This window comes from Methylobacterium sp. 174MFSha1.1 (genome assembly GCF_900116815.1).
Lineage (GTDB): Bacteria > Pseudomonadota > Alphaproteobacteria > Rhizobiales > Beijerinckiaceae > Methylobacterium.
In genome coordinates this window covers 35,365-50,482 of sequence record NZ_FPCB01000037.1, presented here as the reverse complement: position 1 = coordinate 50,482, position 15,118 = coordinate 35,365, and the positions used below count along the sequence as shown (strand labels likewise).

Below are 15,118 nucleotides of genomic sequence, written 5' to 3'. Positions count from 1 at the left end.
CGCCGGGAGGGCGTCACGCCTCCACCTTCTCGGCAAGGATCTTGTCGACCCGGCGCCCGTCCATGTCGACGACCTCGAAGTGCCAGCCGCCGCGCTCGAACCCGTCGCCGGCGGTGGGGATGCGGCCGAGCTGGAAGATCACGAAGCCGGCGAGCGTCGAGAAGTCGTCGGTGTCGGGCCGTTCGGTGAGGCCGAGGCGCTCGAACGCCTCCATCGCCGGCATCATGCCGTCGATCAGGAGCGACCCGTCCTGGCGCTCGACCACCATCGGCTCGTCGTCGTCGGTCTCCGGGATGTCGCCGGCGATCGCCTCGAGCAGGTCGGTCTGGGTGACGATGCCCTCGAGGTCGCCGTACTCGTCGACGACGATCGCCATCCGGACCGGCTTGGACTTGAAGGTTTCGAGCACCCGCAGGATCGGCATGCCCTCGTGCACCACGATCGGCTCGCGGATGATCGCGTCGAGGTTGATCGGCGCCCCGTCGAGGAGCTGGTTGAGCACGTCCTGCTTGCGCAGCACGCCGATGATCTCGTGGATCTCGCCCCGGCTCGCCACCAGCTGCTCGTGGCGGCAGGCCCGGATCGTCTCCAGCACCGCCTCGCGCGGGTCGTCGACGTCGATCCAGTCGACCTCGTGGCGCGGGGTCATGATGTCCCGCACCCGCCGCTCGCCGATGCCGAAGATGCGCTGCACCGCCGCCTGCTGCGCCTCCTGGATCAGGCCGGCCTCCTGGCTCGCCGCGACGAGCAGCGACAATTCGGCGGTGGAGTGCAGCGAGCCCTCGCCGGAGCCCGGCTGCAGCCCGCACAGGCGCAGCACGCCGTTGCCGAGCCCGTTGAGGAACGAGATCGCCGGGCGGAACACCAGCAGGAACAGGCGCAAGGGGCGCACGATGGCGAGCGCCGTGCGCTCGCTGCGCTGGAGCGCCAGGCTCTTGGGCGCCAGCTCGCCCAGCACGATGTGCAGCGAGGTGATGACCACGAAGGAGAACACCACCGCGATGGCGTGGGCCCCCACCGTGCCCGCGCCCTGCGGCAGGAAGGCGAGCAGGGGCTCGATCAGGTGGGCCAGGGCCGGCTCGCCGACCCAGCCGAGGGCGAGCGACGAGATGGTGATGCCGAGCTGCGTGGCCGCAAGATGCGAGTCCAGGCTGTCGACCGCCCGCTGCAGGGCGCCGGCATTGGCCCGCTTCTCGGCGACGAGCTCCTGGACCCGGCTGCGCCGGACCGCCACCAGGGCGAACTCGGCCGCAACGAAGAACCCGTTCGCGAAGACCAGGAACACGATGGCGAACAGGCCGAGGCCCGTCCCCCAAGGACTGTCGGAGAAAATCACCGCCTCCCGTGGCGCGACCGGCCGCTCCCGGGCTCGGGCGCGGCCGGCCCCCTCATAGCAAGTCTGTCCCCCGGAGCCTATCCGTCAGACGGCGCGACCGCGCGATCCTCCACGGCCGATGCCGCCGAGTAAGCCGATGGCGCGTTCCCATCCTTTTGCGGCGCAACATCTGGCCTCGACCGGCGGTTTCTGCTAGGCGCGCCCGAAATTCCTGTGCCGGCTCGGTGTCCGCCCCGTGCCCGCCCCAAGACCGAAAGACCCGGGTTCATCATGCCGAGCGACCTGTCCCGCATCTCCCGCGCGCTCCTCTCCGTCTCGGACAAGACCGGGCTGGTGGAGTTCGCGCGCGCGCTCTCCGACCGCGGCGTCACCCTGGTCTCGACCGGCGGCACCCACCGGGCGCTGACCGAGGCGGGGCTCACCGTGACGGAGGTCTCCGACCTCACCGGCTTCCCCGAGATGATGGACGGCCGGGTCAAGACGCTGCATCCGGGCGTGCATGGCGGGCTGCTCGCCGTCCGCGACAACCCGGAGCACCAGGCCGCCATGCTGGCCCACGGCATCGCGGCGATCGATCTCCTCGTCGTCAACCTCTACCCGTTCGAGGCGACACTGGCGGCGGGCAAGCCGGCGGCCGAGTGCATCGAGAACATCGACATCGGCGGTCCGGCGATGATCCGCGCGGCGGCCAAGAACCACAAGGACGTCGCGGTCGTGGTCGACGTCGCCGATTACAGTGCCGTGCTCGCCGATCTCGACGCCCATGACGGCGCCGTCACCTTCGCGACCCGCCGGCGCCTCGCCCAGAAGGCCTATGCCCGCACCGCCTCCTACGACGCCGCCATCTCGACCTGGCTCGCCGGCGAGGTCGAAGCGGCACCCGAGAGCCAGACCTTCCGGGCGCTCGGCGGGACGCTGGCGCAGGGCCTGCGCTACGGCGAGAACCCGCACATGAAGGCCGCGTTCTACCGCACCGCTGGCGCCCCGCGCCCGGGCGTCGCGACCGCGCGCCAGCTCCAGGGCAAGGAATTGTCCTACAACAACCTCAACGACACCGACGCCGCCTACGAGGCGGTGAGCGAGTTCGACCCCGCCCGCGCGGCCGCGGTGGTGATCGTCAAGCACGCCAACCCGTGCGGCGTGGCGGAAGGCGCGAGCCTTCTGGAGGCCTACGAGCGGGCGCTGCGCTGCGATCCGGTCTCGGCCTTCGGCGGCATCGTGGCGCTCAACCGCACGCTGGACGCCGAGGCGGCGAAGAAGATCGTCGAGATCTTCACGGAAGTCATCATCGCGCCCGATGCCACCGAGGAGGCGGTCGCGATCGTGGCGGCTAAGAAGAACCTGCGTCTGCTCACCGCCGGCGGCATCGCCGATCCCCGCGCGCCGGGCCAAGCCTGGCGGACGGTGGCCGGCGGCTTCCTGGTGCAGGACCGCGACAACGCCGTCGTCGACGACATGCCGCTCAAGGTGGTGACCAAGCGCGCGCCGACCGAGGCCGAGCTGTCGGACCTGCGCTTCGCCTTCCGGGTCGCCAAGCACGTCAAGTCGAACGCCATCGTCTACGCCAAGGACGGCGCCACGGTCGGCATCGGCGCCGGGCAGATGTCGCGGGTCGATTCCTCGCGCATCGCCGCCTGGAAGGCGGCCGAGGCTGCCAAGGCCGCAGGGCTCCCCGAGAGCCTCGCCCGCGGCGCGGTGGTGGCCTCCGACGCGTTCTTCCCCTTCGCCGACGGCCTGCTCGCCGCGGCCGAAGCGGGCGCCACGGCGGTGATCCAGCCCGGCGGCTCGATGCGCGACGACGAGGTGATCCGCGCCGCCGACGAGGCTGGCCTCGCCATGGTGCTCACCGGATACCGCCACTTCCGGCACTGAGGAACCGGCCGGCCCGTTGATCGACGAGCCGGCCTCGGCCACCCGGCCCGTTGACCGACGGGCCGGCCTCGGCCAAGCCTCGTCGGAGCGTGACGACAGGCAGGGCTTCTACGAGGATGCGGCTGGACGAACACCCCCTGCGGGCCCGGGTGCTGGCGGAGGTTCACGCCCGGCCCTTCACCCCGGTCAAGACGCCGCGCCGCTTCCTGCACTACGCCTTCCTGACCGACGGCGAGGCCGCGTCGGCCGACCGCGACGCGCTGGAGGCCTATTGCACCGGCCTCGGCCATCCGGGCCCGGCGCCGGGGGCCAAGCAGCACCGGGTGGTGTTTTCCGGCGCGATCCTGCGCTGGGAGAGCCACAGCGAGTTCACCACCTATACCTGGGAATACGGCGACGCGCTCGGCCACGCCTTCCAGCCCCAGCCCGACGCGCTCGAGGGCGCGATGGGGGAGGTGGCCCAGCCCGGCCCGCTCCTCGTCGCGGTCGACCTCCACCTCCTGCCGGCCGTCGATGGCGGGATGCCATCCGAGATCGTCTCGACCTTCAACGCGGCCTCGCTCGCCATGGCGGAGGCCGAGAGCGGGGCGGCGGTGATCGCCACCGACTTCCAGCCCGATCCGCACGGCTACGTCCGCATCGTCGTCGCCGACCGCCGCTTGAGCCGCCTCGGCGCGGGTGCCCTGGTCCAGCGCCTGCTCGAGATCGAGACCTACCGCACGCTGGCGCTCCTCGGCCTGCCGGAGGCGCAGAGCCTGGGGCCGACCATCCGGCACATCGAGACCGAGCTTCCGACCCTGATGGAGGCGATGCGCACCAGCGAGGGTTTCGCCGAGAACCACGCCCTGCTTGACCGGCTGATCGCTCTCGCGGCCGAGCTGGAGGCGGGATCGTCGCGCACGATGTTCCGCTTCGGTGCGACCCGGGCCTATGACGAGCTGGTGCGGTTGCGCCTCACCGCGGCGGCCGAGCACGCGCTGCCCGGCCAGACGAGCTGGTCGATGTTCCTCAACCGACGCTACAACCCGGCGATCCGCACCTGCCTGGTGATCGCCGAGCGCCAGGACCTGCTCTCCCGCCGCCTCGCCCGCGCCGCGCAGATGCTGCGCACCCGGGTCGATATCGAGCTGGAGCGCCAGAACCAGGCCCAGCTCCAGGCGATGAACGACCGGGTCAGGCTGCAACTGCGCCTGCAGCAGACCGTCGAGGGCCTGTCGGTCGCGGCGATCACCTACTACGTCGCGAGCCTCGTCCATCACGTGCTGGAGGGCGTGCACCATGCCGGCGTGCCGGTGGACGCGACGATCGGGACGGCCGTGGCGGTGCCGCTGGTGCTGGTGGGGGTGTGGTGGACGGTGAGGCGGATCCGGCGGATGCATGCGGAGCCGGGTGGGCATTGAGGGACCGCTCCGTTCCGCTGTCCCGATGAGAACAACACCCGCCGCCTGACTCACGAGATGCGGCTCGTAAGCCTAACCCTTTCCCGGACGACTGGAGCGTCAGCGGAAGGAGATCCGGGATCCAGCAGGAAAAGTCGCGAAGCGTCCTTGTGTCTGCAACGTTGCAAAGATGGAGCCGCTTCGCGGCACGTCTCTCCTGGATCCCGGATCTCCTTCCGCTGACGCTCCAGTCGTCCGGGAAAGGGGGAGAGAACGAAGCTCTCCTTGAACAATCTGAAAAAGGGGCGGCGACCACCGGTCGCCGCCCCTCGCCCCATCAATGCGCGTGCGCGCCCGCCGCACCGATGCCGGTCTCGGAGCGCACGTACTGCGCCTCGAAGGCCGCCCGCTCGCGCTTCGCCCGGGCGGAATTGTCGATCTTCGAGACCGCCCAGATGCCCAGGAAGGCCAGCGGCATCGAGAACAAGGCCGGGTTGTCGTAGGGAAAGAGTGCCGCCGGGTGGCCGAAGGTGGTGACCCACACGGCCTTCGACAGCACCACCATCACCACCGCGCTGACGAGGCCGATCAGGCCGCCGACGAGGGCGCCGAGCGTCGTGGTGCCCTTCCACAGGATCGACATCGCCAGCACCGGGAAGTTGCAGCTCGCCGCCACCGCGAAGGCGAGGCCGACCATGAAGGCGACGTTCTGGTTCTCGAAGACGTAGCCGAGATAGATCGCCACGAGGCCGATCACGACTGCCGCGATCTTCGACAGCCGCACCTCGCCGGCCTCGGTGGTGCGGCCGCGGGCGAAGACCTGGGCGTAGAGGTCGTGGCTGACCGCCGAGGCGCCGGCGAGCGTCAGGCCGGCCACCACCGCCAGGATGGTCGCGAAGGCCACCGCCGAGATGAAGCCGAGGAAGAGCGAGCCGCCGGTGGCGTTGGCGAGGTGCACCGCCGCCATGTTGGAGCCGCCCAGCAGCCCGGTGATCCGGTCGTAGGCACCGTTTGCCCCGGCCTTGAAGTAGCTCGGATCGCCCATCAGGAAGGTGATGGCGCCGAAGCCGATGATGAACGTGAGGATGTAGAAGTAGGCGATCAGGCCGGTGGCGTAGAACACCGACTTGCGGGCTGCCTGCGCGTCCGACACCGTGAAGAACCGCATCAGGATGTGGGGCAGGCCGGCGGTGCCGAACATCAGGCCGATGCCCAGCGAGATCGCCGAGACCGGATCGGCGACGAGGCCGCCGGGCGCCATGATCGCCTCGTGCTTCGGGTGCTCGGCCACGGCCGCCGCGAACAGGGCCTCCGGGTTGAAGCCGTAGCGCCACAGCACGGCGAGGGCCATGAACGAGGCGCCGGCCAGCAGCAGGCAGGCCTTGATGATCTGCACCCAGGTCGTCGCCTTCATGCCGCCGAAGGCGACGTAGACGATTATCAGGATGCCGACCGCGATGATCGCCGTGAGGTAGTCGAGGCCGAACAGGAGCTGGATCAGCTTGCCGGCGCCGACCATCTGGGCGATCAGGTAGAAGGCCACCACGACGAGGGTGCCGGTCGCCGACAGGATCCGGATCCGGGTCTGGTCGAGGCGGAAGCTCGCGACGTCGGCGAAGGTGAACTTGCCGAGGTTGCGCAGGCGCTCGGCGATCAGGAACAGCACGATCGGCCAGCCGACCAGGAAGCCGATCGAGTAGATCAGCCCGTCGAAGCCCGACGAGAAGACGAGCCCCGAGATGCCGAGGAACGAGGCCGCCGACATGTAGTCGCCGGCGATCGCCAGCGCGTTCTGGCCGGCCGAGATGCCGCCGCCGGCGGCGTAGAAGTCGGCCGCGGACTTCGAGCCCGCGGCGGCCTTGTAGGTGATGCCCAACGTGGCGAGCACGAAGAGCAGGAACATCGCGACGGCGGTCCAGTTCGTCGCCTGCTTCTGCACGGCGCCGAGGTCGGGACCGGCGGCGTAGGCCACGCCCGCCCCGAGGAGCGTGAGGGCTGTGACGAGGGCGATGCGGCGCGCGGTCATCGGCCGAGTTCCCGGTTGAGGTCGCGGGTCAGATCGTCGAAGCGGCCGTTGGCGCGGGCGACGTAGATGCCCGTGAGCACGAAGGCGGAGACGATGACGACGAGGCCGAACACGATGCCGAGCGAGGTCACGCCGGCACCGATCTTCGTCGCCATCAGGCCGTGCGCGAAGGCGACCAGCATGATGAAGACGAGGTAAATCGCCAGCATCGCGCCGGACAGGACCCAGCCGAAGCGGGTGCGCTCAGTCACGAGTTGGCGGAATTTCGGGCTCGCGAGAACCCGTGCGGTGTCTGCCTCTGCCATCGGCGGGCCTCCCTTCTGTTTCGCTTCTGTGACCAGACATGGCTCCGCCGCGCGCCGAAAACGACACGAGGTGATGAAGCCGATGCTTCGGTCTGTTCGAGTGCCTGTTCTCGACAGGCTGAGCTTGCGCCGATTGCCATTTTGCGGCGCAATAATGCGGATGACCCGATTCCGCGGCGAATGCCAGCGCAAAGAGACTGAGACGCCTCTTGCTACGACGAAGGTCTGATGCGCGCGACCGTCTCGCGCGGGATTAAATCGCCGGAGCCCGATCCGGGCCCCGGCGCCTTGGTCACTTGAGGCGGTTCTGCCGGTTCTCGATCAGGTCCTCGACCACCGCCGGCTCGGCGAGCGTCGAGGTGTCGCCGAGCGAGGAGAACTCGTCCTCGGCGATCTTGCGCAGGATGCGGCGCATGATCTTGCCGGAGCGGGTCTTGGGCAGGCCGGGGGCGAACTGGATCAGGTCGGGCGAGGCGATCGGCCCGATATCCTTGCGCACCCAGGCGACCAGCTCCTTGCGGAGCGCGTCGGACGGCTCCTCGCCCTGCATCAGGGTGACGTAGGCGTAGATGCCCTGGCCCTTGATGTCGTGGGGATAGCCCACCACCGCGGCCTCCGAGACCTTCGGATGCGCGACGAGGGAGGATTCGACCTCCGCCGTGCCCATCCGGTGGCCCGAGACGTTGATGACGTCGTCGACCCGGCCGGTGATCCAGTAATAGCCGTCCGCATCGCGCCGGCAGCCGTCACCGGAGAAGTAGCGGCCCGGGAAGGTCGAGAAGTAGGTCTGGACGAAGCGCTCGTGGTCGCCCCAGACGGTGCGCATCTGGCCCGGCCAGGACTCGTCGATGCAGAGATTGCCCTCGCAGGCACCCTCCTGGACGACGTTGTCGCCGTCCACGACCACCGGCTTGACGCCGAAGAACGGCCGCGTCGCCGAGCCGGGCTTGAGCGGCGTGGCGCCGGGCAGCGGGGTGATCAGGATGCCGCCGGTCTCGGTCTGCCACCAGGTGTCGACGATCGGGCAGCGCTCGTCGCCGACGACCCGGTAGTACCATTCCCAGGCCTCCGGATTGATCGGCTCGCCGACCGAACCCAGGATCCGCAGGGTCTGGCGCGAGGTCTTCTTCACCGGCGCCTCGCCGGCGCCCATCAGCGAGCGGATCGCGGTCGGGGCGGTGTAGAAGATGTTGACCTTGTGCTTGTCGACGACCTCCCAGAACCGTGAGATCGACGGATAGGTCGGGATGCCCTCGAACATCAGGGTCGTGGCGCCGTTCGCCAACGGCCCGTACAGGATGTAGGAATGGCCGGTGACCCAGCCGACATCGGCGGTGCACCAGTAGATGTCGCCCTCGTGGTAGTCGAAGACGTATTGGTGCGTCATCGACGCGTAGACGAGGTAGCCGCCGGTGGTGTGGACGACGCCCTTCGGCTGGCCGGTCGAGCCCGAGGTGTAGAGCAGGAACAGCGGGTGCTCGGCCTCGACATGGGTCACCGGGCACTCGTCGGTGACCTGGGCGGCGGCGTCGTCGTAATAGACGTCGCGGACCGGATCCATCTCGACGGCGCCGCCGGTGCGGCGCACCACGACGACGTGGTCGACGCTGTCGGCCGGCAGGCGCTGGATCGCCGCGTCGACATTGGCCTTCAGCGGCACCTTGCGGCCGCCCCGCAGGCCCTCGTCGGCGGTGATGACGAGCTTCGAGTCGCAGCCCTGGATGCGGCCGGCCAGCGAGTCGGGCGAGAAGCCGCCGAACACCACCGAGTGGATCGCGCCGAGCCGGGCGCAGGCCAGCATCGCGTAGGCGGCCTCGGGGATCATCGGCAGGTAGATCGTCACCCGGTCGCCCTTGGAGACGCCGCGGTTGCGCAGGACGTTGGCCATCCGGCACACCTCCGCATGCAACTCGCGGTAGGTGATGTGGCGCGATTCCGACGGGTCGTCGCCCTCCCAGATGATCGCGACCTGATCGCCGCGGGTCTCGAGGTGGCGGTCGATGCAGTTATGGGCGGCGTTGGTGACGCCGTCGGAGAACCACTTGATCGAGACGTCGCCGGGGCCGAACGTCGTCTCCTTGACCTTGGCGTAGGGCGTGAACCAGTCGATCCGCTTGCCGTGCTCGCGCCAGAAGCCTTCCGGATCGCGGATCGAGGCCTCGTACCAGGCCTGATACTTGGCCTCGTCGATATGCGCCCGCGCGCGCGCATCCTGGTTGACCTCGACGACCCGCTGGTTCATGGCGCTCTCCCTGTGTCGGTTGTGTCGGTGGCCCGTTCGGGCTTTCGCGAGGCGCGGTGGCCGGGCCGGTTGCCGCCGGTTTAGGCGTCGGCTCGCCGCGCCTGCAACCGATCATTCCGTCTAATGCAGAGCGGATTAATGCGCGGCATCGGCCGTGCCGGATCTACTCGGTGCAGCCGTCGCAGATCCCGGTCTCGATCTTGCGCTGGATCTCGCGGTCGCGCTGCTGCAGGTCCGGCGTCAGTCCGGCATCGGGCCCGAGCGCGGCGCCCGGCGGCTTGGTCTGGCCGACGTCGGTGGTGTCGCGGGTGGCGGGCCCAAGAGAGCCGGTGATCCCGGGATCCCGCGCCGGCGGCTCTGCCTGCGCGAGGAGCGGGGCCGGGGCGAGGGCGGCCGCCAGGAGGATGGCGAGACAGGGCGTGCGACGCATAAGGACCTCCTTCCAGGGTTCGGACTCGCGGGCCGGATCGGCGTGTTGACCATCCTCGGCGTCAACGTGCAGCGAAGGCCCGGGTTGCCAGATCCGTGCGCGGCTTCGACGGTGCCGAAGTCCCTCCATCGTCATCCCGGGGCCTCCAGCGGAACCCGGGATCCATAACCGATGACGGCGCAGGATGAATGAGGATGCGGTCCGCTTTGATCTCCAGCGTCAGCGGTTATGGGTCCCGGGTTCTCGTCTTCGACGAGCCCCGGGATGACGGAGAGGGGGGTGGACGTAATCGCAGGATCGACTTGAGCGCAAGAGCGACTTGGCGCATTCCGCGCCGATCGGGCTCTCACCGTCCACGCGTCAGTACGGCACCCGGTCGGTCTTGGCCTCGTAGCGCTTCCAGACCTCGATCGCCTCGGCGCGCATGATCTGGCGGATCGGGATCTTGCGCTGGTCGGCCGGCTTGCGGACCTCTTCGTAGATCATGCTGTCGTCGAAATTGCCGTGCCGCAGGGCGTCTTCGTTGGTCGAGGCGTAGAAGATCCGCGAGATGCCGGCCCAGTAGGCCGCGGCCATGCACATCGGGCAAGGTTCGGCGGAAGTGTACAGGGTGGCGCCGGGCAGCTTGAAGCTGCCCTCCTTCTTGCAGGCGTCGCGGATCGCCGCCATCTCGGCGTGCCAGGTCGGGTCGTTCTCGGCGACGACCCGGTTGGCGCCCTCGCCGATGATCTCACCGTCGCGCACGATCACGGCACCGAAGACGCCGCCCGCGCTCTCGACGAGGGCAGTCTGCTCCGACAGCGCGATGGCGCGCGCCATGAAGGTCTCGTCGTCGGTCATCGGGGCTCCTCGCGGGTAACCTTGCGGCTGCCCGAGGGAGCATGGCGCCGGCGGGCGGAAAGGCAAGCGGGGAGGGGAGGTGCGACGGCTTCGCAGCCCACTCTCCCACCCGCGACCTCAGGATGAGGTCGCGGGTCGGAGAGAGATAGAAGGCGTCCGGACTCGATCCCGCACGCCCGATCGCCCCCTCAATACGTCCAGCGCTGCGCCTTCGCGACCAGGAAGTCCCGGAATGCCTGGACGCGGGCGACCGTCCGCATCTCCTCGGCGTAGACGAGGTAGCTCTCCAGATTCGGCATCTCGTAGTCGCGCAGGACCTGCACCAGCTGCTCGTTCCCGTCGGCGACGTAGTCCGGCAGGATGCCGATGCCGGCGCCGGTCTCGACCGCGAGCTGGAGCGCCGAGATGTTGTTGACCGTGAAGTGGATCGTCCGGTGCTCGCGGCCCTCGCGGCCGACCGTGGCGAGCCAGTGGGTCGCCATCAGGTAGGAGGGCTGGTCGCCGCCGAACGAGACCAAGCGGTGCTTGTCGAGGTCGTCGATCGTCTTGGGCTCGCCGAAGCGCTTCACGTATTCGAGCGAGGCGAAGACGTGGTAGTGCACGGTGAACAGCCGGCGCTGGATCAGGTCCGGCTGGGCCGGGCGCCGCAGCCGGATCGCCACATCGGCCTCGCGCATCGCGAGGTCGAGCTCCTCGTTGGTGAGGATCAGCTCGACGCGCACGTCCGGATGCAGGTCGAGGAACTCCGCCACCCGCTGCGACAGCCAGGCGGTGCCGAGGCCCACCGTCGTCGTCACCTTGAGGTCGCCGGACGGGCGCTCGCTCGTCTCGACGAGGCGGGCCCGCGTGGTCTCGAGCCGCATCTTCATGTCCCGGGCGGCCCGGAACAGCAGGTCGCCCTGCTCGGTCAGGATCAGCCCGCGGGCGTGGCGGTGGAACAGCGGCGCCTTCAGCTCGCGCTCCAGCGCGCTGATCTGGCGGCTGACGGCCGACTGGCTGAGCCCGATGTCGTCGCCCGCCTTGGTGAAGCTGCCGGCTTCGGCGACGTTGAGGAAAATCCGGATCTTGTCCCAGTCCACGGCCGTCAAACCCCTCGCCAGAGCCCCGGCCGGCCAGGAGGACCGGTGAGTTCAGAGCGAACGCCAAAGGCCGGGGCCGGGGCTCATCCCCGGCCCCGGTACAACTCGCCTACTCGGCCGCGGCCTGGCGCGGCTGTTCGCCGATCGCCAGGTTGGCCAGGTACTTCTCCGCCTCGAGGGCGGCCATGCAGCCCATGCCGGCAGCGGTGATCGCCTGCCGGTAGACGTCGTCGGTGACGTCGCCCGCCGCGAACACGCCGGGGATCGCCGTCATGGCGGTGCCGGGCGTCACCTCGAGGTAGCCGCCGGCCCGGAAGGGCAGTTGCCCCTCGAACACCGCGGTCGCCGGCTGGTGGCCGATGGCGACGAACACGCCGTCGGCCTTGCGCTCGGTGACCGCACCCGTGACCGTGTCGCGCAGGCGGACATGGGTGACCGAGGGAGCCGGCTTGTCGCGGCCGCAGATCTCCTCGATCGCGCTGTTCCACACCACCTCGACGTTCGGGTGCTTGAACAGGCGCTCCTGCAGGATGCGCTCGGCCCGAAAACTGTCGCGGCGGTGCACGACCGTCACCTTGGAGGCGAGGTTCACGAGGTAGAGCGCCTCCTCGACCGCGGTGTTGCCGCCGCCGACGACCACGACCTCCTTGCCCCGGAAGAAGAATCCGTCGCAGGTGGCGCAGGCCGAGACCCCGAAACCCTGGAACTTCGCCTCGGAGGGCAGGCCGAGCCACTTGGCCTGGGCGCCGGTGGCGATGATCAGCGCGTCGCAGGTGAAGACCGCGCCGGAATCGGCCTCGAGCCGGAACGGCCGCTGCGCGAGGTCGACCTTGGCGATGTATTCCGAGACGATGCGGGTGCCGACATGCTCGGCCTGGGAGCGCATCTGCTCCATCAGCCACGGGCCCTGGATCGCGTCCGCGAAGCCCGGGTAGTTCTCGACGTCGGTGGTGATCATCAGCTGGCCGCCGGGCTGGAAGCCCGAAATCAGCAGCGGCTCGACCATGGCGCGGGCGGCGTAGATCGCGGCGGTGTATCCGGCGGGGCCGGAGCCGACGATCACGAGCTTCTCGTGCTGGGGAGCCTGCTTGGTGGTGGACATACGGATCTCCGGGGCTGCCGCCGGCCAGATTCTAACGAGCCTGGTGGCGGGCGAGCGCGTCGCGATGCCCGATATAGGCATTCGCCACAGCCTGCGCGATCGCGAGTGTCATGTCTAAGGGCTTGGACGGCAACGACTCAACCCGTCCGTCGAAGACATGCACAGTTCCGTGCCGTTTCAGGGCCTCGAACAGCGCGCGATGCCGGGCATAGACGTTCTGCGGCTCGAACAGCAGCACCGGGACGCCGGCGGCGCAGGCCTCCGTCACCATGTTGGCCGAATCGGCCGTCGCCACGATCGTGTCGGCGAGCGCCAGCATCGCGAGGTACGGATTCTGGCCGCTTCCGTCCCAGAAGGCGCCGCCGCGGCGCCGGGCGAGGTCTGCGAGCGCCGCCCGCAGGCGTCCGGGCGTGCGCCGCGACGCCGTGATCATCAGGCTCGCCTCGCCGGCCAGGCGCTCCAGCCCGGCGAGCAGGGCGCGCGCGTCCGTCTCCGAAAAGCGCCCGTGCCGGCTGTCGCCGCCGACCAGCACCGCGGCGCGGGGGGCGGGCAAGCCGGCGAGACGCGGGTCGGGATTGTTTCGCGCGGCGGCGAGGCGGGCGGGGGAGACTGGGTGCGGGCCGAGATCGGTCACGATCACGTTGGGGCCGCGCAAGGAATCGTGGGCCGGCACCCAGATCAGGTCGGCCGCCCGCGCGCCCAGGCGCGGATCACGCAGGAACACCGTGAAGGTTCTCTGGCCCGAGCGGCGTTTGACCGCGCGCAGCGCCGGCACCGCCCGGCGCCCGGTGGCGAGGGCGAGGTCGGGCCAGGGAGGCGTCAGCGCCCGCTCCCGCGGGTCGGCCGGGCCGCGGGGCGCGAGCCAGGAGAAGGGCGGGCGCGGCGCGACCACCCGCTCGTCGGCCGCCACCCCGAGGGCCTCGGCGAGGCCGCGGCAGGGCGCGAGGTCGCCGGCCTTGCCGTCGGTGATCAGCCACGCCGTGGTGCCGGCGGGCAGAAGAGGGGAGAGGGAGGCCACGGGTCCGCGATGCGGCGCCCGAGCAAGGTCTGTCAAGCGTCAGGTCCTTCGAGGGTATCTGCCACCGCGCGATTGCGTCCCGCTCGGCCGATGCTCTACGAGAGCCGGCATGACCCCCGTCGTTCGCTTCGCCCCCTCGCCCACCGGCTTCCTGCATATCGGCAATGCCCGGCCGGCCTTGTTCAACGCCCTGTTCGCCCGGCGGGCCGGCGGGCAATTCTGGCTGCGCCTCGACGACACCGACACGGCGCGCTCGACGCCTGAATTCGCTGCGGCGATCGAGGAGGATCTGAGCTGGCTCGGCATCGTCCCCGACGGGATGTTTCGCCAGTCGGAGCGCCTGGCGATCTACGACGCGGCCGCCGAGCGGCTCAAAAGCACGGGCCGGCTCTACCCGGCCTATGAAACGGCCGAGGAACTGGAGCGCCGCCGCCGGCGCCAGCTCGGCCGCGGCCTGCCGCCGGTCTACGACCGCGCAGCCCTGAAGCTGACCCCTGAGGAGAAGGCCGCCTTCGAGGCCGAGGGGCGCCGGCCGCATTGGCGCTTCCGCCTCGATCCCGGCACCGTGACCTGGGACGACCTCGTGCGCGGGCCCTGCCATGGCGAGGCGGACAGCCTGTCCGACCCGGTTCTGATCCGCGAGGACGGCAGCTACCTCTACACCCTGCCGTCCGTCGTCGACGACGCCGAGACCGGCGTGACCCACGTGATCCGCGGCGAGGACCACGTCACCAACACGGCGGTCCAGATCCAGATTTTTTCGGCCCTCGGCGCCCCGGTGCCGGTCTTCGCCCACCACAACCTGCTCACCACGGCGAGCGGCGAGGGGCTGTCGAAGCGCCTCGGCCACCTGTCCCTGCGGGGCCTGCGCGAGACCGGCTACGAGCCGATGGCCGTCGCGGCTCTGGCGGTGCTGACCGGCTCGGCCGAGGCGGTGCGGCCGGTGGCCGATCTCGACGAACTGGCCGCGCTCGTCGACCTCGCCCACGTCTCGCGGGCCCCGGCGAAGTTCGACGAGCACGAGCTCGACGGTCTCAACGCCCGCGTCGTCCACGGCCTGCCCTACGCGGCGGTGGCCACGCGCCTCACGGCGATGGGCGTCGCGCCGGAGAAGGGGCAAGCGTTCTGGGAGGTCGTGCGGGTGAACCTGACCCGGGTGTCGGACGCCGCCGAATGGTGGCGGGTGGTGCAGGGCCCGGTGACCCCGGTGACCGGCGAGATGCCGGACCTTTTCGCGGTGGCCCGCGAGGCGCTGCCGCCGGAGCCGTGGGATGCCGGCACCTGGAAGCGGGTGACGGAGGCGGTGCGCGCCGCGACCGGCCTCAAGGGCAAGGCCCTGTTCCTGCCCTTGCGCCTCGCGCTCACCGGCCTCGACCACGGCCCGGACCTCGCCGGCCTGCTGCCGCTGATCGGCCGGGAGCGGGCGTTGGCGCGGTTGAAGGGGGAGGTTGCGTAAGGCTTGGCTTCTGTGAGGGCAGAAGCATTGCGC

The 15,118-nt window shown here is 70.1% G+C and carries 12 protein-coding genes; 3 read left to right on the top strand and 9 right to left on the bottom strand.

The genetic code is table 11. The features are described from left to right. Positions 1–13: 13 nt before the first annotated feature. Positions 14–1,336: a hemolysin family protein gene (locus BM430_RS26925; RefSeq protein ID WP_093570314.1), complete on the bottom strand. Its 1,323-nt coding sequence runs from the start codon at positions 1,334–1,336 to the stop codon at positions 14–16. 270 nt (positions 1,337–1,606) lie between these two features. Here BM430_RS26925 and purH point away from each other — a divergent pair, with 270 nt between their 5' ends. Continuing rightward, a complete protein-coding gene (purH, locus tag BM430_RS26920) occupies positions 1,607–3,208 on the top strand; it encodes a bifunctional phosphoribosylaminoimidazolecarboxamide formyltransferase/IMP cyclohydrolase (protein ID WP_093570313.1) in 1,602 nt (533 codons plus the stop codon). Positions 3,209–3,324: 116 nt separating this feature from the next. Then, entirely contained in the window at positions 3,325–4,608 is a 1,284-nt protein-coding gene (locus BM430_RS26915) for a DUF3422 family protein (protein WP_093570312.1), read from the top strand. Between the two features lie 316 nt (positions 4,609–4,924). On the opposite strand, the gene BM430_RS26910 is transcribed toward BM430_RS26915, so the two are convergent. The 8 genes from BM430_RS26910 to BM430_RS26875 form a co-directional block, all read right to left on the bottom strand. Further along, complete coding sequence (locus BM430_RS26910) at positions 4,925–6,613, bottom strand: cation acetate symporter (protein WP_093570311.1); 1,689 nt, start codon at positions 6,611–6,613, stop codon at positions 4,925–4,927. Beyond that, positions 6,610–6,918 carry a DUF485 domain-containing protein gene (locus BM430_RS26905; RefSeq protein ID WP_093570310.1) on the bottom strand — a complete coding sequence of 103 codons (309 nt, stop codon included), beginning with the start codon at positions 6,916–6,918 and terminating at the stop codon, positions 6,610–6,612. Before BM430_RS26905 ends, BM430_RS26910 begins: the two co-directional genes overlap by 4 nt. Positions 6,919–7,210: 292 nt before the next feature. After that, on the bottom strand, positions 7,211–9,160 hold the full coding sequence (acs, locus tag BM430_RS26900; RefSeq protein ID WP_093570309.1) for an acetate--CoA ligase: 1,950 nt from the start codon (positions 9,158–9,160) through the stop codon (positions 7,211–7,213). Between the two features lie 163 nt (positions 9,161–9,323). Further along, positions 9,324–9,590, bottom strand: a complete 267-nt coding sequence (locus tag BM430_RS26895; protein WP_093570308.1) for a hypothetical protein — start codon at positions 9,588–9,590, stop codon at positions 9,324–9,326. A gap of 360 nt (positions 9,591–9,950) precedes the next feature. Further along, positions 9,951–10,430, bottom strand: coding sequence for a nucleoside deaminase (locus BM430_RS26890; protein WP_093570307.1), 480 nt, complete (start codon positions 10,428–10,430; stop codon positions 9,951–9,953). Positions 10,431–10,618: 188 nt separating this feature from the next. Next, positions 10,619–11,509, bottom strand: a complete 891-nt coding sequence (locus tag BM430_RS26885; RefSeq protein ID WP_048449273.1) for a LysR family transcriptional regulator — start codon at positions 11,507–11,509, stop codon at positions 10,619–10,621. A gap of 109 nt (positions 11,510–11,618) precedes the next feature. Beyond that, on the bottom strand, positions 11,619–12,611 hold the full coding sequence (gene trxB / locus BM430_RS26880; RefSeq protein ID WP_093570306.1) for a thioredoxin-disulfide reductase: 993 nt from the start codon (positions 12,609–12,611) through the stop codon (positions 11,619–11,621). Positions 12,612–12,642: 31 nt separating this feature from the next. After that, a complete protein-coding gene (locus BM430_RS26875; RefSeq protein ID WP_244539676.1) occupies positions 12,643–13,665 on the bottom strand; it encodes a mitochondrial fission ELM1 family protein in 1,023 nt (340 codons plus the stop codon). A gap of 73 nt (positions 13,666–13,738) precedes the next feature. Here BM430_RS26875 and gltX point away from each other — a divergent pair, with 73 nt between their 5' ends. Next, on the top strand, positions 13,739–15,085 hold the full coding sequence (gltX, locus tag BM430_RS26870; RefSeq protein ID WP_093570304.1) for a glutamate--tRNA ligase: 1,347 nt from the start codon (positions 13,739–13,741) through the stop codon (positions 15,083–15,085). Positions 15,086–15,118 lie beyond the last annotated feature (33 nt).